Here is a 17260-nt window from a genome sequence, read left to right as displayed (position 1 = left end):
TTTGAGATCGCCTAAAGCACAACTTTGCGAAGTCGATCGGCTTTGCGCTTCACACCGATTTTGGGGTCGAGCGCCAAGGCTTCATCATAGGCCTCCAGCGCAGCTCTGGATTCCGCGATCGCTTCAAAGCAAATCCCACGAAATCTTAAAATGCGTGCGCGCGCATTTGGAGAGTTATTGACCGGGGCAGAAAGTGCCACTTTAAGCGCTTCGAGCAACTGCTGGACGAGGGGGTATGGAGGCGCATTGTCCGTTTCGGCGAGCAGGGTCTCCACTGTTCGCAGGTCACCACAAGCGAGACCCGCGGCAAGCCACTTCATTCGATCGATGAACTTGCCGTCAACTGAATAGAGGAAGCCGCCTCGCTCGGGATAGATGAGACGGATTGTATTGCCGTCCTCCGAGAATTCGTACGATCGCGCCCAGCCGGATTCCGGTCGCCATGCTCCCAGTTCATTGCCGTGGATAAGATCAAAGGCCGTTAGCAGGTTTCCGTCACCGCCTGGGGCGTTTGCCGTTTGGCAAACGGCGCGGGTTCCATCGGCCGACAAGCCGTTGTTGTACAGGTTGGCGCTGAATTTGCGCACGACGATCGTCGAACCATCCGGGCGGAAGGCTGCGAACACGCCACTCAAGCTTTCGCTGTCGCCCCAATCGTTGAGAATGAACACACCATTGTCCGTGACCTTTCCGTCATTGGGGCGCGCCATTTTGCCTTCGGCAACGATCTTTCCACGGTCGAGCAGTATATAGCGCCCCGCACGCGACTGGTTTGGGCCACCGTCACACCAAGCTATCGAGAAGCGGCGGTTCGGCGATTTGGCGGAAAGTCCGATGAAATTTCGCGACGGAATGTCGATGATATCGCCGAAAATACTGTCGTCTGATTTTCCATTGGGGGCCTCGGTATCGGCCGCTTTAGGAACTTGCGCTTTGCTACCGCCGAACAGCCAATTTCTGAGGCCCATGGCTAAACCTACTCTATAACAGCCGCACGCGAACAATCGCTGGGTAATTTGTCATAATCAGTCTTCACACGTTCCAGCCTCGCGCCATTTTGGTTTAGTCCCCAGCGACGGTCCAGGTAATATTCGAGCGCCTTTCGCGTCTCCACGCAGAGCAGTTGCCCTTCGAAGCCGTACTCGCGACGTACTGCTGAAGCCTGCTCGCGAGTAAGACCGGATTTTGGCCGGAGCCAAACGCGCGCACGGGTATTCCAATCCTCATCCCATGGCAGCGGCTCGGACAACGGACGGGTTTCAAACGTGCTGTCGGCACCGACCCGGATGGGGAGGTAATCACGGTACTGCCGATGCTTGTAGCTGAATGCCCGGACATGAACGCTTTCCCCGTCTGAGGTGAAGTGCGTTGGAGCAATCCATTGGCCACCGTCGGCACCGGACGTCATTGATGTGTACCGGACATGGATGGCCTGTTTGGCACGCATGGCCTGATAAAGGCTGGCAATAACTGAGGGGTCCGCCCGCCGCAGAGGCGGTGGCAAGATTGCTGTAGCATCGTCTTCAGGATTGAGTACCGTCTCGAAGGCCTCGGTCAAACTCGACGGTGCCAGAGGCTTGTGAGCTTCGGCGGCAAGATAGGTCTTTCGGACCGAGTCATAGATCGGCGGCGTCTTACCCGAACATTCAAGGTAGAGACGGAAATCGAGCGCTGCCTGCGCGGATGAAATTCCGAAGCGTGCGATTAGGTCCCGGCGATTGGCCATGCCTCGCCATGTAAGACACCGATCAAGAAAGATTAGTCGCTCGCGTTGAGCGTGCTTCAGGTCATCAAACGCCATAAGCGGAATCTAGCTTGACTCCCCCCGGCTTGTCCATCTACAAATTATACGTTCAAAAACTATACGGATTGCCCCAATGAGAATTCTTCACACTGCGGACCTGCATCTTGGGCGCGCCTTCAACAACATGTCGCTTGAGGACGATCATCGTGCGATCCTCGACCAAATCCTTGAATGCATCATCCTGCAACGTGTGGATGTTCTCGTTATCGCCGGTGACATCTTCGACCGGGCGGTGCCACCCGCCAGCGCCGTGCGGCAATTCAATACTTTTCTGACGCAAGTGGCGAACCAGACGAACGCGGCCGTGGTGATGATCGCGGGCAATCATGATTCGGGGGACCGGATCGGCTCAATGGCGATCATGACGGATACTAACCGGGCCCTGATCCGGGGTCCGCTCAATGTTGAGGAAGCACCCCTCATCGTCAATGACAGCCACGGTCCCGTTGCTATTTCCGCGTTGCCGTTCTCCCATGAGTATGCAGCCCGGGAGTGCTTTGGGAATGAATCGATCAATACGCCAGAAGATGTGGTGACCGCGCAGATTACGTCGGCTCGGCGCCATTTGCCGGACGGTGCGCGCTGGGTCGTTGTCGCCCACGCCTTTGTCGCGGGCGCGAAGGGCAGTGAGGGTGAACGACCGCTTGCCCGGGTTGGCGGACTTGAGACCGTGCGCCCCGAGGTTTTTGATGGCGCGCACTACGTCGCGCTAGGCCATCTTCACAGGCCGCAATCAATAAGGACGGAGCACATTCGCTACGCTGGAGCCCCCTTGGCTTTCGGGTTCGACGAGGCGGGTGAGCCAAAATCGATGGCCCTCGTGGATCTTTGGCCCGATGGCACCACGACCATCAGCACGATCCCCTTCGTACCGCCCCGCACGATACGCATCGTCCGTGGAAAGTTGGCCGACTTGGTGCTCGCTGAGCCATCGTCAGACTTCATCAAAGTGATCCTTACCGATGAGAAGCCGCTGATCGACCCCATGAAAAGGCTTCGCGAGGTCTTCTCCAACGCCTGCGGACTGATTTATGCGCGTGACGAACAGATTTCGACCGTCAATGCCACCCTCCCCCCGCTTGCCAGGATCAACGACCCGATTCAGGTAGTCGGCGATTTTCTTGAACACGTACGAAATGAGCGGCTTGCCGACGCAGAATTGGCGCTCGTCGATTCAGCTTTCGACGATCTGCAAAAGTTGGAGGACCGGGCATGAGGCCGATCAGGTTAACGCTACAGGCCTTCGGACCTTTCGCTGCTCGGGAGGTCATCGACTTTCGACAGGCGATTGCCTCGGGTCTCTTCGGCATCTACGGGCAGACGGGCGCAGGAAAGTCGACGGTATTTTGTGCGATGACCTTCGCGCTGTTTGGAGAGGCTGCGAAGGTTGAGCAAGAGGCGGCATCGCTTCGATCGGATCATGCCGACCCTGCCTTGCCGACTGAGGTGGAGTTCATCTTTGAGATTGGCAACAAGCGCTATGTCATCCGCCGCCGGCCTGAGCAGGTTCGGCCCAAGCTGCGTGGATCGGGGGAGACAAAGGACGCGCATGAAGCGTGGCTTTTCGACGCCACGGGTCTCCCCGTCGATCAGATTACCGAGGACCACTGGGGAAAGATTATTGCGGAAAAGAAGACCGGCGCGGTTCGCGACGCGATTGTCGATCTCCTCGGCTACGGGCCAGAACAATTCCGCCAGATCGTCCTGTTGCCGCAGGGAAGGTTCGAGACCTTTCTCGCCGCCAAGACAGATGCGCGGTTAGGCATCCTGCGTGAGCTGTTCGACGTTTCGATTTATCGGCGTCTAGCCGCAAAAATGAAGGAGGATGCCGCCGAGGCCGAGCGGCAGGTTCGCCAGGAACGCGAGGTCTGTACAGCGCGCCTCAAGGTCGACGGGTTTGAAAGCCCTGATGCACTGGTCGAGGGGATTGCGACGATGCAACTCACTCACACCGGGGATATGCAGCGGGAGACGGACGCGTCGAAACAGTTGGGCGATGAACGGACCAAGCTCGATGCCTCTCGCCAACTCGATGCCCTGTTTCAGGCGGCGGAGAAGGCTGACGTGGAACTGGCTGGACTTCTCCAGCGTGAGCAAGCGATGGCGGCCCTAAGCCAGCGCATCGAATACGCCCGCCGGGCCCAGCTTGTTACCGACGTTGAAAACCATTTCTGCGAGGCTGAGACAGAGCTGGCCGACGCGGTAAAGAAACGAGACGCAGCATCAGGAAAGTCGGTGGACGCTGCTGAAATTGCACAACGCGCCGCAGTCGCGCTCGAGAATGAGCGATCCAGATCTGATGAAACAACCGCGCTGCGTCAAACTGGCGAGGCGCTCGGCCGCTATCGTGGAATGCTTACCGAAGCGACGGGTCTCGAAATTGCAGCACGTGCTGCGAGCGCTGCGCTTCCAAAGGCGAAGGAAGCGTACAATGTCGCCGCACGGCGCTGTATCCGGCTTGGCGAGACGAAAAGCTCGGAAAGCACGAAGCTAACGCTAGCAAGAGGAAAGGAAACGGAACGGCGCCGTCTGTTAGCAGAGGGTGCAATCTTGGACGCTGCACAAAAACTCGCCAAAGACTTTGAAGACGCGGAAAAGATGCAAGAGTCCGCGCGCTCGGCAACAACTAGGGCGCGGACCATCCATGCAGAGTGCGCTCAAAAAGCCAGCGCTGCCCGGGCGCGTTTTGACCAGACGGAAGCAAACCTAGCCACCGCACAGGCCCTTCACCTCGCGGCCAAGCTCTTGCCCGGCGACGCTTGTCCGGTGTGCGGCTCGCACGAACATCCTGCGCCTGCAACAGGTCAAATCGAGCATGTTGGCCTCGACAAGGAATTCCGCGATGCAAAGCTGCTTTGGGAAACGGCGCAGAAGGCCGAGCAGGAAAGTGGCCGTAGTCTCGCCTCGGCGGAAGCAACCCAGAAGGAACGCGAAGACAGGCTGTCGGAGCTGAAGAAGCCCGACCGCTCTCTCGCCGATCTTCGTGCGGATAAAACTGCCCTCACTCAGAAAATCGAGGAGCTAGGCCCAGAAATCGATTTTCCCGCTGCTGAGGCGCGTTTGACAGCACTCGACGGCGACATGGCCGGTGCCGAGCAAACGCGTGAGCAGCTTCGACTTGAGCTGGAAGCGGCCGATAGGACAGACGCCATTGCGCAAAGCAAATTGGAGCAGGCGCTTGTCGCAATTCCCGAGGCCTATCGGCAGCCGACGACGCTCGATTGCGCTATCGCGGAAAACCGCCGCGCTCAGGAAGCGCGAAAGTCCGCCCTGGAAGGCGCCGAAAAGAGCGCAAACAACACACGCGACGCCGCGCTTGGTGCAGCAAAGGACGCCGAGGCTGCCAACGCTACGTTGACCGAAGCGACGCTCCGGCATGACAGGGCACGCACGGCCTTCGAACGACGGCTGACCGAAACCGGATTAAGCCAAGCTGTCTATCTTTCCTACAAACCGTTGATCGCGACAATAGATTCTGATGCTAGGACGTTCGATGATTATTCCCAGAGGACGATCCTTGCGCGCGGCCATCAGAGAACAACGAAGGAAGCTATTGCCGATGCCATTCGTCCGGCTCTCCAACCCCTTGAGGAAGCTGTCCAACAGGCCGACACGGCACTAAGGAACGCAACGAATGCCAGAGCGCAGACCGAGGCCCGGTTGAAGCAACTCCGTGATCTTCAGCAAGACATCACCGACACCCTGTCCCGGCTCGACCAGATCGAGGCAGACACTGCGGCGCTGCGTCAACTCGCAGCGCTTTTCAATGCGGAGAACACCCAACGACTTGACCTTGAGACCTTTGCCATTGGCGCAATGTTCGATCAGGTCCTCAAGGCGGCGAACCAGCGTCTCGGCCCAATGACAGGTGGCCGGTACTCACTTGAACGCGAGATCGAGGCCAGTAGTGGTCGTTCCCGGCGAGGCCTTGGGATAAAGGTCTCTGACGTTTACACCGGGAAAGCGCGTTCGCCCGCCACCCTCTCGGGAGGCGAGACCTTCATTGCCGCCCTCGCCCTGGCGCTCGGACTCTCTGATGTTGTGGAAAGTGTCAGTGGCAAAATCCGTTTGGACACCATTTTCATCGACGAAGGATTTGGTAGTTTGGATACCGACGACTCGGGCACACTCGATCAAGTGTTGCAGGTGCTTACAAATCTCGTGAGCCAGCAGAGATCGGTTGGGTTAATCTCGCATGTGCCTTTCGTGCAAGAAGTCATTCCAAACGGTTTCTATGTTCGAAAAGATATGCAAGGGAGCCACGTTGAAGCCAGAGGGACGATCTAGATGGCTGATCCTTGGGTCAAGCGACGTGCGCATCCCCGCAGGCTTGAATCAGGTCGCGTTACGTTCGTCTGCGAGAATTGGGCTTATTACGAGCGCAACCAAGGGCCGAAGCGCAATAGCTACAAACATCCATGCCCGAAATGCGGCGCAAGGGTCCTGAGTGTGCACATGCCGAATGGCGGTTGGGCTCACTTTGAAGGAGAGCCGGGCATGACGCGAATAAAGCATCCCTGTCTGCACCGTGGCGAAGGCCTTTGCAGGGTCCGGGACACACTTACGCTTGATCTATTCCAGGACATCTAGCTTTCGTCTCATCTTTAGATACTCGACTCTACCGTCCGTTTGGGAGGGTTCTCTTTTCACGGAATTCACCTGTGGCATATGAAGATACCATGCGAAAGGTCGGGCGACGCGCCGAACGCGCTATGACTTTGTAACAAAGATTGTTCAGTTCCTTCGCTCCTTCCCAGGGATAGCCGTTGAAACCTAGCGCTGAGAACTCTTGGTGGTTGCGCTCCGGTGGGCAGGGTCGAAAAGACGGTTATGTCGGGCGGCGATTGGTGTTCATCAATCCCGAGCTTCTTCTCAATCTGATTTGATCTTTGTCTTCCTGGAGTATCGGCAACTGGCAATCCGAAGGTTGCCAATAGAGCCCAAAATTTGCCGCATACCAGCAGTTGTTTTGCGGCAAAGTATGGACGTTTAGCCGACCAATTCAGTGAGCGCTCCAATGAAGCTTCGCTTCACCGAAGACATACTGGGCCACGCGGTCGAGGAATCTTACTACGAGCTCTCCGTCTTGGGCGGAGAGATGCGGGAAGCATACGAGGGTACCCCGGACAGCCTGAAAGACAGTGCAGGCCGAAGCCGCGAATTGGCAGCCGACATTCTTGAGGATGTTACGTCGCCTTTCGTGCCGGTAACCCTCAAAGACGAGGCGATTATTTGGATCGAAAAACGTCCGAGCCCTAGCAGGAAGCTATTCCGTCCTGCTCGCCGGGACAATGCAACGAGCGCGCTTCGCGCTTGCATATCATTCCTTTCAAAAATTAAATCACCTGATGAAGCCACCATTCTCTTCCGAGAACAGCTTGAGCGAGACGTCGAAATGTTCGACAGCGTTTTCTTTCCAGGCATGACTGGCCGTTAGCGCCCATTTGGAAAGCAGCCTTCGTCAACTCCGCCGGCGTAAGGGGCTACACCAACTCCATCCGGAGCTCTCGTCCGACGATATGCGCCGCGCGCTGAAGGCTTTCGATGGTGGCGTTGCCGTTGTCGGGATCAAGCAGCCGGTCGAGCTGGGCGCGGCTGGTCTTCATCAGTTCGGCCATCCGCTTCTTGGTGAGTTTCTGCTTCTTCATTTCGGCGGAAAGCTGCATCGCGATCACGGATTTGATCGCGGAAACCGTTACTTCCTCGCGAAGGTCGGTCTCGTCGAGCCAACTTTCGAAGCTGGAGCCGACATGCTTGTTCTTCTTCGTCATGACCGCACCTCTTTCATTCGCTGCTTCGCCAATTCCAGATCATCCGCCGGCGTCTTCTGCGTCTTCTTGATGAAGGCATGCAGGGCAATCAGCATCCCCTCATAGAACCCGAACAGGACCCTGGCCTCGCGGCGGCTTTTCAGGGTCGAGCGAACCTCCCACAGCCCGCCGCCCAAGGGCCGGCACACCGGCAACCCGACCGGCCAGCCGAACTGCACCCTGGCGATATCGCGACCAACCACCTTCTGATCCTCGCGGGAAAGCTCGTTCAGCCAGTCGCGCACCGGCTCCTGCCCGGACGATGATCGCCAGAACCGCAAGGGGATCGGTTTCGGATCCTGTTTGTCTGATGAATGTATCATATAAGATACACAGAAGGCAAGGAAAGAAATAGAGATGATAGGATATTTATCCTGCGCTAACTCGGCAATCTGTATCCGTCCGATAGACAAATTGGCGAGTTCTAAGTTGTCGGACACTTCGACCTCGGATGGGCCAAAAGACCCTGGGATCGGCTTAGGGGCATCCATTGGATGAAGGTATCATATATGATACACTCACTATCGCGAGGTCCAGGGCATCCGACAGCGTTTGAACGAACCCGTTTTGCGCCCTTTCGAGTGCATCGCACGGCAGCGCTTCTGGCTGAAAGGAATCCAAAATGGCTCTACGGGCCGGGCCTTGAGGGATTTTCACCTTGCGAAAGAGGTCCGAACATTTCAGTCATGCCCCGAAGTATCTGCAAAGTCTGGCAAACTTCTGATCGCGGCGACATGAGTCGGGTTCTAAGTTCATCCACGAACCTGAGCCAACATTTTTCAGAAAATGGAAGTGTTTTGTGCGGCGCCGTGCGATCGGCGTTGCGGCCAGCGCCCTTGGCGCAGGCTCGGATTGCACCATCGCTTTGAGGACGTGCGGCGATGGGCCTTTGGTCCACCATCAAGAACCTGTCATTCCATGGAATATGATCCGCAAGGATGACGTCGCGCACAACGCCGACGCCGTTCAGCATGTGATGTTCGGCCAGACGATGGTCGAGGGCATGAGCGGCAACGCGATCACTGATCTCACCCAGCCATCGAATCACACGCCCCCGCCACCTCGCGCGCGGGGCGCTTGAATTGCCGTTCGATTCGCTCCAAGCGATTCGCGAAGCTGCACATTGCAGATTCTTGGTGCTCAACTACGCGGCCCTCCCATCCGTCAGCTTATTGTCAGGAAGCGGGCGCTAGCTTCATCGATGAGACAAGGCTGGTTGCTGCCTCCGCGGCGGACTGTCGGGTCTTAGTCACAACTTTCATCCCCCGGCTGCCTCCAGGCAGCCGTTTTTTTTTCCACGACGCTCCTCCACCGAAATCCGTGTGCACTGATTCGCCCTTTGATGCGTTCGATTCGCATCCAGGGCCGCTGTGATTTCCCGAGGCGGCGGGAACGTCTCTTGTTGGATCACGTTGCGTCGTCATCGGGATCACGTGATCAAGACCAACAACAGGGAGACCTCCGATGTTTCGACCGTTTGCTCTTGCCGCTGCCGCGGCCACCGTTGCGCTGGCGATTGCGACTCCTGCCTCGGCGCAGCGCGCTGCGCAGTATCCGGGCGCCTGCTCGCAGATGTATCCGAATGCGGATTGCCGCGGCTACAACATGAACAGCCCGTATAACGGCACTTACCAGGCCCGCCGCGACTATCGCGACAGCAACGCGTTCTGGCCGGGCGACGTCGCCGTCGGCGTGGTCGGGGGCGCGATCGGCGCAGCCGGCGCGATCGCGACCGCGCCTTTCCAAACGGGCTACCAGCCCGACTACGGCTGGAACGGCGGCGTCAGCGAGTCCTACGCCAGGCGCAACGGCTTCGTCTGCATGCCCGGCACCACGTTCCGCGGCGAAGACGGTCGGATGCATCTCTGCCAGTAAGCGAAGCCTCGTCCAAAGCGCGAAAGCCGTCCCTTCCGGGGGACGGTTTTCTTTGCTTGGCGCGCAATCCCTGCAACCGCAGCGCAGCCGTGGTGACGAATCGTCAACCATCTCCGGCCACCTCACAATCGCCAGCATGTCGGGCCGTACCGGCTAAAGCTGGGATAGATAAAATTCGAACGATCGGTTCAACCCGACGCCAAATTGTCTTCGGCACAGTGCGGCTCGACAGGGAGCCGATCATGAGTGAAGCCGAGTACAATCGTTTGTTGGACGACGTCAGCCACGCCCTCGCGGAAGGCGACCAGGACAATGATCGCGGCGTCAGCCTCGTGATGCCGATGCGCTGCGCCGCCAACGACAATCAGATCGAGTGGCCGCTGATCCCGTTCCCGTCCGGCTGGCACGCCTCCTGAGCGGCGGCAAAAACCATCACGAATGCGCCCGCGAAACTGCCGCCTGCCCGTTTATAGCGTTTTCGAGCGAAGTGGGTACCGGTTCGCGTCAAGAAAACGCGTCAGCACAAAAAGTTAGAGCTCCGGTTCTGATTTTATTAGAACCGGAAAAGCTCTAGACCGACCGATTTCACCAAATTTGGGGATGGAATGGTTGGAGGCCACGTCGGGAATCGAACCCGAGTAAACGGTTTTGCAGACCGGCGCGTAACCACTCCGCCACGTGGCCCCAACGGCCGAACTCTTATACGCCCGCGCCGCGATAGGCAACCGCGGTTGCCGATCGACAAGCCCTCTGCTCAGCCGCGCTTCTTGCGTCGGTAGTCGCGCTTTTTCGGCTTCGGCGCCAGCTCCGGCATTTCCGCCTGCACCTCGCGATAGCGCGTCAGCATCCGGTCGAACGCCGCCAGCAGCACGGTTTCGATCTGCGGCCGCTGCTCCAGGCGCGACATCAGCAAAGCTGCGGCCTCCAGCGTCGACAGGCCGTCGCTGCGCGGCTCCTTGCGGAGCTTGCCGTAGCGCGACGGAGCCGCCGGATCGAGGATGACCCGCTGGCATTTCAGCATCCAGGCGTTACGCCACCACAGCGCCTTGGCCTGGCTCCAGGTGCCGTCGAGTAGAACCACGCCCTCGATATCGTCGAGGATGTCCTCTTGATAGGGCTCGGCCAGCCCCTTGCGGTCGATCGCGATGATCTCGGCGCCGGTCGCGAGTTCCGCGGCGCGCGCGGAGCCGAGATACAACACCGCCCAGCGTGATGGATCGCGCACCGTCCGGCCCAGCGCCTTCGACAGGCTCGGCCATGACAGCCCGATCTTCACCACCGCATTTTTGAAATGCAGCGCGGTGAGCCGCGCGGTGCCGAGCGCGCGGTCCTGCTCCTGCGGGTGCTGCAGGATCAGGAGCTGGATGCGGCTCTGGATCGGCTCGACGCTGTCGCAGATGCACAGCGGCACCGGCTTGCCGCAACGCGGGCATTCGGGAATCGCCTCGGCGAGCGGGGCGAGTTGCGGTTTCGGATCGGTTGTCATCGGAAGCCGCCTATTCCGCCGGCACAGCGACGGGTGTGGGTTTGGGTTTGCGCCGCTGCCGCATTCGGTCGATCAACAGATAGATCACCGGCGTCGTGTACAGCGTCAGCACCTGCGACACGAACAGCCCACCGATGATGGTGATGCCGAGCGGCCGCCGCAACTCGGTGCCCGGCCCGACCGCCACGACCAGCGGGATCGCAGCGAACAAGGCCGCCATGGTGGTCATCAGGATCGGCCGGAAGCGGACAATGCAGGCCTCGAAGATCGCATCCGCAGACGACATCCCGCGCATGCGTTCGGCCTCCAGCGCAAAATCCACCATCATGATTCCGTTCTTCTTGACGATGCCGATCAGCATAATGATGCCGACGAACGCGATCACCGTCAGTTGCGTGCCGGTGACCAGCAGCGCCAGCAGCGCGCCGAGACCGGCCGAGGGAAGCGTCGAAATGATCGTCAGCGGATGCGCCAGGCTCTCGTAGAGCACGCCGAGCACGATGTACATCGCAATCAGGGCGGCCAGGATCAACAGCGGCTGCTTGTTCGAGGTGGCGCCGAAATCACCGGCGTTGCCGTCGAACAAGCCGCGAATGCCTTCGGGCATATGCAATTCATCGACCGCGCGCTGGATGTTCGCAGTCGCCGTCTGCAGCGGCACGTCGGGCAGCAGGTTGAACGACACCGTGGTCGAGGGAATCGACTGCGAATGAAACACCGCCAGCGCCGACAGCCCGCGTTTCGCGCGAACCACGGCCGACAGCGGCACCTGGGCGCCATTGTCGCCGGCGACGAAGATCCGGTCCAGATCGGTTGGGTCGTTCTGGAATTTCGGATCGATCTCCATCACCACCTGATACTGGTTGCGCTGGGTGTAGATCGTCGCGATCTGTCGCTGTGAAAACGCGTTGTTGAGCGCGTTGTCGATGTCCTGCACCGCGACGCCGAGCCGCGACGCCATGTTGCGGTCGATCGACAGCGTCAGTTCGAGCCCGCCGTCGTCGCGATCGCTCGACACGTCGGTAATGCCCTCGACGGTCTGCATCCGCTTGGCGACGATCGGCGCCCATTTCTGCAACAGATCGAGATCGGGACTGGCGAGCGTATACTGATAATCGGAATCGCTCTGCCGCCCGCCGGCGCGCAGATCCTGGGCGGCGAACATGAACAGCCGGATGCCGGCCACCTTGCCGAGATTGCGCCGCAACCGGTCGATCACCTGCTGGGTATCGACGCCCGCGCGCTCCGCCGGCGGCTTGAGGTTGATGAACATCGTGCCGCGATTTGCGCCGCCGCCGCCCGGCCCGCCGCCCCCGCCAAGCACAGACCCCACGCCGGCCACGGCCGGATCGGCCATCACGATGTCGGCGAGCTGCTCCTGCAGCTTACGCATCGACTGGAACGAAACGTCCGCCGAGGCGCGCGTCGAGCCGATCACAAAGCCGGAATCGTCGACCGGGAAATAGCCCTTCGGCACCTTCACATAGAGCGTCACGGTCAGCGCAATGGTGGCGAAAAACACCAGCATGGTCAGCCCAGGAAAGCCGAGCACCGCGCGCAGCGTCCAGGCGTAGAAACTGACGATGCGGCCGAGCGTGCCCTCGACCACGCGGTCGAACCAGTTCGGTTGCCGCGGCGTGGTCTCGACGCGGATGAAATGCGCGCAGATCATCGGCGTCACCGTCAGCGACACCACGGTCGAGACCACGATCGCGTAAGTCAACGTCAGCGAGAATTCGCGCAACAGCCGGCCGACGATGCCGTCCATGAAGATCAACGGCGCGAACGCCGCGATCAGCGACAGGCTGATCGACAGCACGGTAAAGCCGATCTGTTTGGCGCCCTCCAGCGCCGCTTGCATCGGCGCCATGCCTCGCTCGAGATTGCGGTACATGTTCTCGATCATCACGATGGCGTCGTCGACGACGAAGCCGACCGCGATCGCCAAGGCCATCAGCGACAAATTGTTGATCGAGAAGCCGGTCAGCCACATCCCGGCGCAGGTGCCGGCGAGTGCCAGCGGCACCGAGACGCCGGCGGCGATCGTCGGCGTCATCCGCCGCAAAAATGTCAGCACCACCACCATCACGAGTACGGCGGTCGCCAGCAGCGTCCACAGCATGTCGTCGACGCTGGCGCGGATCGTGCCGGTGCGATCGGTGACCACCGAAATATCAACCGACGCCGGGATCCAGCGCTTCAACTCGGGCAGCAGTTCCTTCACCCGGTCGACGGTCTCGATGACGTTGGCGTTGCCCTGTTTGGTGATCTGGATCAGCACCGCGGGCTGTTTGTTGTACCAGGCGATCTGACGGCTGTTACGGGTGGCGTCCGACACGGTGGCGACGTCCGACAGCCGCAGCGAGTTGCCGTTGGCGCTTTTGATCACGATGTCGCCGAATTCAGCCGCGGTCCGCATCTGCCTGTTGGTCGAGATCGTCTCGCTCTGCCGTTCGCCGTCGAAGATGCCGACCGGCCCGACCGGATTGGCGGTGACGATCGCGGTGCGGACGTCGTCGGTGGCGATCCCGGCGTTCGACAACGCGACCGGATTGAGCGCGATCCGCACCGCCGGCTGGTCGGCGCCCGAGACGGTGACGTCGCCGACGCCCGGCACCTGCGAAATGCACTGCGCCAGAACAGTGTCGGCGACGTCGTAAATCGCGCTCGCCGGCATCGTTTTCGAGGTCAGCGCCAGGATGAACACTGGCGCAGCCGCGGAGTTGAACTTGCGGAATCTCGGCAGCGTCGGCAGGTCGGTCGGCAGGTCGCTGATCGACGCGTTGATCGCGGCCTGGACGTCGCGCGCGGCGCGGTCGATGTCGCGGCCGAGCGAGAACTGCAACTGGATCCGGGTCTGGCCGAGCGAACTGGTCGAGGTGATCTTGTCGAGGCCGGCGATTTCGCCGAGCCGACGCTCCAGCGGCGCAGCGACGGTCGCCGCCATCACCGAAGGCGCGGCGCCCGGCCGCGACGCCGACACCATTACCATTGGAAAGTCTATATTGGGCACCGCCGCCACCGGCAGGAAGGCGTAAGCCACGATTCCAAGCAGCAGCAGCCCGATCGACAGAAGCGTGGTGCCGACCGGCCGCCGGATGAACGGCTCGGACATCGAAGCCATTACGGCGTCTCCCCCGCCGGCCCGGCGAGCGGCGGCGACGGTGTCGCCGGCGGCACCGCCTTCTCGAACCGGCGGTTGATCCGGTCGAGCGCGAGATAGATCACCGGCGTCGTGTACAGCGTCAGCAACTGGCTGAGCAGCAGACCGCCGATGATCGAGATGCCGAGCGGAAACCGCAGCTCGGAGCCGGTGCCGCTTTCGACCGCGAGCGGCAGCGCGCCGAACAGCGCCGCCAGCGTGGTCATCATGATCGGCCGGAAACGTAGCAGGCAGGCCTGCACGATCGCGTCGTAGGACGACATCCCCCTTGCGCGCTCGGCCTCGAGCGCGAAGTCGATCATCATGATCGCGTTCTTCTTGACGATCCCCATCAACAGGATGATGCCGATCAGCCCGATCACCGAGAGGTCCTGCCCGAACAGCATCAGCGCCAGGATCGCGCCGACCCCGGCCGAGGGCAATGTCGACAGAATGGTGATCGGGTGAATGAAGCTCTCATACAGCACGCCGAGCACGATGTAGATCGTCACCAGCGCGGCGAGGATCAACCAGACCTGGCCGGACAGCGATTTCGAGAACTCGGCGGCGTCGCCGTAGAACACGCCGACGATACTGCCGGGCATCCCGATCCGGGTCTCGATCACCTTGATCTCGTTCACCGCCTCGCCGAGTGATGCACCTGGCGCGAGATTGAAGCTGAGCGCGACCGAGGGGAATTGCGCCTGATGCGAGATCACCAGCGGCGCGGTGGTCCGTTTCAGTTCGGCCACCGCCGAGATCGGCACCTGCGCGCCGCCAGTGCCGGGCACGTAGAGCTTCGACAGGATCGACGGGTCCTTCTGATAGACCGGCATCGCCTCCAGCACCACGCGATACTGGTTGGCCTGGCCGTAGATCGTCGAGATCTGCCGTTGCGCGAAGGCATCGTTGAGCGTGTCGTTGATCGCCTGAATGCTGACGCCGAGCTGGCCGGCGCGCTGCCGGTTGATGTCGAGCGCGGCGCGCAGACCGCCCTCCTGCGCTTCCGACGAAACATCGCGAAACAGCGGATCGTCGCGCAATTCTGCGACCAGCTTTTTGGCCCACTCCGACAGCAGCGCCGCGTCGGTCGCGGTCAGTGTGTACTGGTATTGCGATCGGCTCGCCTGGGTCGAGATCTGCACGTCCTGCACGGCCTGGAAGTACACTGTCATGCCGGGGATTGACGCCACCCGCTGCTTCAGCCGCTCGATCACCTCGGCGACGTCGGCCTTGCGTTCGCCGCGCGGCTTCAGCGTCATCACCAGACGCCCGACATTGGTGGTCGGATTGACGGAGCCGGCGCCGATCACCGACACCACGCCGACGACATCCGGATCTGCCTTGATCGCGTCGGCCGCCGCGGACTGCCGCGCCTGCATTTCCGCGAAGGACACATCCTGCCCGGCCTCGGTCACCGCGGTGATCGCGGCGGTGTCCTGCAGCGGCAGGAAGCCCTTCGGGGCAATCACATAGAGGATCGCCGTCGCCGCGATGGTGATGAACGTGACCACCAGCGTCGCGCGCTGGCGCTGCAGCACCCACAGCAGGCTGCGGTGATAGGCCTCGGCGCCGCGGTCGATCCAGCCGCTGATGGTGGCGAGACCGGGCACGCGACGCTCCTCGCCGGCGTGCTTGAGCAGCCGCGAGCACATCATCGGCGTCAGCGTCAGCGACACCACCGCGGAGGTCACCACCGCAATCGTCAGCGTCAGCGCAAACTCGCGGAACATCCGGCCGACCAGCCCGGACATGAAAAGCAGCGGGATGAACACGGCGATCAGCGACATCGTCAGCGAGATCACGGTGAATCCGATCTCGCTGGCGCCCGAGAGCGCCGCCTGCATCGGGCTTTCGCCCTCCTCCATGTGCCGGACGATGTTCTCGATCATGACGATGGCGTCGTCGACGACGAAGCCGGTGCCGATGGTCAGCGCCATCAGGGACAGATTGTCGAGGCTGAAGCCGGCGAAATACATCACCCCGAACGAGGTGATCAGCGACAGCGGCAGCGCCACGCCGGCGATGATCGTGGCCCGCATCGAGCGCAGGAACAGCAGCACCACCAGCGTCACGAGGCCGACGCTGAGCAGCAGCGTGAACTGCACGTCGTTCACCGAGGCGCGGATCGTCTCGGTGCGGTCGCTGACCACGGTCAGCTTGACGCCGGCCGGGATCATCCTCTGCAGCTTGGGGATCTCGTTGCGGATGCCGCGGACCGCGTCGATGACGTTTGCGCCAGGCTGGCGCTGGATGTCGAGGATCACCGCCGGCGTGCCTTGGTACCAGGCCCCGGTGCGGTTGTTTTCCAGCCCGTCGATGATCTGCGCGACGTCGCCGATCGTCACCGGCGAGCCGTTGCGATAGGCGACGATGATCGGCTTGTAGGCATCAGCCGCACCGATCTGGTCGTTGGCGGCGATGGTGTAGGCCTGCTGCGCGCCGTCGAGCGAGCCCTTCGGCCCGGAGACGTTGGCGCCGGCGATCGCCGTACGCAAATCCTCCATCGAAATTCCGTAAGCGGCGAGCCGGGCGAGATCGGCCTGGACCCGGACCGCGGGCTTCAGTCCGCCGAGCACCGACACCCGGCCGACGCCGCTGATCTGCGCAAGTCGCTGCGCCAGAATCGTATCGGCGATATCGCTCATCGATCGCAGCGACACCGTGGTCGAGGTCAGGGCCAGCGTCATCACCGCCGCGTCGGCCGGGTTCACCTTGGCGTAGGTCGGCGGATACGGCAGGTTCTTCGGCAGGATGCCCGCGGCGGCGTTGATCGCCGCCTGCACATCCTGGGTGGCGCCGTCGATATCGCGATTGAGGTCGAACTGCAGCGACACCTGACTGACGCCGAGCGACGAGGTCGAGGTCATCGCCGTCAGCGACGGGATCTGGCCGAGCTGCCGCTCCAGCGGCGCGGTGATCAGTGAAGCCACCACATCCGGGCTCGCGCCCGGCAGTTGCGTCGTCACCTGCACGGTCGGGAAATCGACCTGCGGCAACGCCGACACCGGCAGCGAAAAATAGCCGAGCACGCCGCCGATCAGCAGCGCCACGCCGAGCAGCGAGGTCGCGATCGGGCGCCGGATGAACGGCTCGGAGACGCTCATGGTTACAACCTCATGGCCGCGGCTTCACGCATTCAC

The 17260-nt window shown here is 61.1% G+C and carries 13 protein-coding genes and 1 tRNA gene; 5 read left to right on the top strand and 9 right to left on the bottom strand.

Annotated elements, in window-relative coordinates:
* Positions 1-11 precede the first annotated feature (11 nt).
* Together BMY71_RS23510 and BMY71_RS24630 are read right to left on the bottom strand one after the other, a co-directional pair.
* Positions 12-968 carry a hypothetical protein gene (locus BMY71_RS23510; protein ID WP_092686304.1) on the bottom strand — a complete coding sequence of 319 codons (957 nt, stop codon included), beginning with the start codon at positions 966-968 and terminating at the stop codon, positions 12-14.
* 8 nt (positions 969-976) lie between these two features.
* A complete protein-coding gene (locus BMY71_RS24630; protein ID WP_139202721.1) occupies positions 977-1801 on the bottom strand; it encodes a BrxR family transcriptional regulator in 825 nt (274 codons plus the stop codon).
* A 76-nt stretch (positions 1802-1877) separates the two neighbouring features.
* On the opposite strand from BMY71_RS24630, the gene BMY71_RS23505 reads away from it, so the two are divergent.
* The 3 genes from BMY71_RS23505 to BMY71_RS23495 all read left to right on the top strand — a co-directional run bounded on the left by BMY71_RS23505 (position 1878) and on the right by BMY71_RS23495 (position 7241).
* On the top strand, positions 1878-3020 hold the full coding sequence (locus BMY71_RS23505; protein WP_092686303.1) for an exonuclease SbcCD subunit D: 1143 nt from the start codon (positions 1878-1880) through the stop codon (positions 3018-3020).
* Positions 3017-6091, top strand: a complete 3075-nt coding sequence (locus tag BMY71_RS23500; RefSeq protein ID WP_092686302.1) for an AAA family ATPase — start codon at positions 3017-3019, stop codon at positions 6089-6091. The genes BMY71_RS23505 and BMY71_RS23500 overlap by 4 nt, the downstream gene beginning before the upstream one ends.
* Before the next feature lie 730 nt (positions 6092-6821).
* Positions 6822-7241, top strand: a complete 420-nt coding sequence (locus BMY71_RS23495; protein ID WP_092686301.1) for a hypothetical protein — start codon at positions 6822-6824, stop codon at positions 7239-7241.
* A 46-nt stretch (positions 7242-7287) separates the two neighbouring features.
* Here the strand turns inward: BMY71_RS23495 and BMY71_RS23490 are convergent, their stop codons facing one another.
* The 3 genes from BMY71_RS23490 to BMY71_RS24625 form a co-directional block, all read right to left on the bottom strand.
* Positions 7288-7575 carry an XRE family transcriptional regulator gene (locus BMY71_RS23490; protein WP_092686300.1) on the bottom strand — a complete coding sequence of 96 codons (288 nt, stop codon included), beginning with the start codon at positions 7573-7575 and terminating at the stop codon, positions 7288-7290.
* Entirely contained in the window at positions 7572-8054 is a 483-nt protein-coding gene (locus tag BMY71_RS23485; protein WP_347336034.1) for a type II toxin-antitoxin system RelE/ParE family toxin, read from the bottom strand. The genes BMY71_RS23490 and BMY71_RS23485 overlap by 4 nt, the downstream gene beginning before the upstream one ends.
* Before the next feature lie 188 nt (positions 8055-8242).
* Positions 8243-8758 (bottom strand): hypothetical protein, encoded by a 516-nt coding sequence (locus BMY71_RS24625; RefSeq protein WP_139202720.1) that lies wholly within the window; start codon positions 8756-8758, stop codon positions 8243-8245.
* A gap of 320 nt (positions 8759-9078) precedes the next feature.
* On the opposite strand from BMY71_RS24625, the gene BMY71_RS23480 reads away from it, so the two are divergent.
* Positions 9079-9489, top strand: a complete 411-nt coding sequence (locus tag BMY71_RS23480) for a hypothetical protein (protein WP_011502984.1) — start codon at positions 9079-9081, stop codon at positions 9487-9489.
* Between the two features lie 242 nt (positions 9490-9731).
* Entirely contained in the window at positions 9732-9905 is a 174-nt protein-coding gene (locus tag BMY71_RS25075) for a hypothetical protein (protein WP_175557768.1), read from the top strand.
* 194 nt (positions 9906-10099) lie between these two features.
* Here BMY71_RS25075 and BMY71_RS23470 read toward each other — a convergent pair.
* The 4 genes from BMY71_RS23470 to BMY71_RS23455 form a co-directional block, all read right to left on the bottom strand.
* Positions 10100-10173, bottom strand: a tRNA-Cys gene (locus BMY71_RS23470).
* 70 nt (positions 10174-10243) lie between these two features.
* Positions 10244-10975: a tRNA-uridine aminocarboxypropyltransferase gene (locus BMY71_RS23465; protein WP_092686298.1), complete on the bottom strand. Its 732-nt coding sequence runs from the start codon at positions 10973-10975 to the stop codon at positions 10244-10246.
* Between the two features lie 10 nt (positions 10976-10985).
* Complete coding sequence (locus tag BMY71_RS23460) at positions 10986-14099, bottom strand: efflux RND transporter permease subunit (RefSeq protein WP_092686297.1); 3114 nt, start codon at positions 14097-14099, stop codon at positions 10986-10988.
* On the bottom strand, positions 14099-17224 hold the full coding sequence (locus BMY71_RS23455; RefSeq protein ID WP_092686296.1) for an efflux RND transporter permease subunit: 3126 nt from the start codon (positions 17222-17224) through the stop codon (positions 14099-14101). The genes BMY71_RS23460 and BMY71_RS23455 overlap by 1 nt, the downstream gene beginning before the upstream one ends.
* Positions 17225-17260 lie beyond the last annotated feature (36 nt).

The sequence above is a fragment of the Rhodopseudomonas pseudopalustris genome (genome assembly GCF_900110435.1).
GTDB lineage: Bacteria > Pseudomonadota > Alphaproteobacteria > Rhizobiales > Xanthobacteraceae > Rhodopseudomonas > Rhodopseudomonas pseudopalustris.
This window is presented reverse-complemented; position numbering and strand designations above follow the sequence as displayed.

Excerpts from the sequence above, each read along its gene's own strand:
- BMY71_RS23510 (WP_092686304.1), bottom strand. The coding sequence starts at position 968 with ATGGGCCTCAGAAATTGGCTGTTCGGCGGTAGCAAAGCGCAAGTTCCT.
- BMY71_RS24630 (WP_139202721.1), bottom strand. The coding sequence starts at position 1,801 with ATGGCGTTTGATGACCTGAAGCACGCTCAACGCGAGCGACTAATCTTT.
- BMY71_RS23505 (WP_092686303.1), top strand. The coding sequence starts at position 1,878 with ATGAGAATTCTTCACACTGCGGACCTGCATCTTGGGCGCGCCTTCAAC.
- BMY71_RS23500 (WP_092686302.1), top strand. The coding sequence starts at position 3,017 with ATGAGGCCGATCAGGTTAACGCTACAGGCCTTCGGACCTTTCGCTGCT.
- BMY71_RS23495 (WP_092686301.1), top strand. The coding sequence starts at position 6,822 with ATGAAGCTTCGCTTCACCGAAGACATACTGGGCCACGCGGTCGAGGAA.
- BMY71_RS23490 (WP_092686300.1), bottom strand. The coding sequence starts at position 7,575 with ATGACGAAGAAGAACAAGCATGTCGGCTCCAGCTTCGAAAGTTGGCTC.
- BMY71_RS23480 (WP_011502984.1), top strand. The coding sequence starts at position 9,079 with ATGTTTCGACCGTTTGCTCTTGCCGCTGCCGCGGCCACCGTTGCGCTG.
- BMY71_RS25075 (WP_175557768.1), top strand. The coding sequence starts at position 9,732 with ATGAGTGAAGCCGAGTACAATCGTTTGTTGGACGACGTCAGCCACGCC.
- BMY71_RS23465 (WP_092686298.1), bottom strand. The coding sequence starts at position 10,975 with ATGACAACCGATCCGAAACCGCAACTCGCCCCGCTCGCCGAGGCGATT.
- BMY71_RS23460 (WP_092686297.1), bottom strand. The coding sequence starts at position 14,099 with ATGGCTTCGATGTCCGAGCCGTTCATCCGGCGGCCGGTCGGCACCACG.
- BMY71_RS23455 (WP_092686296.1), bottom strand. The coding sequence starts at position 17,224 with ATGAGCGTCTCCGAGCCGTTCATCCGGCGCCCGATCGCGACCTCGCTG.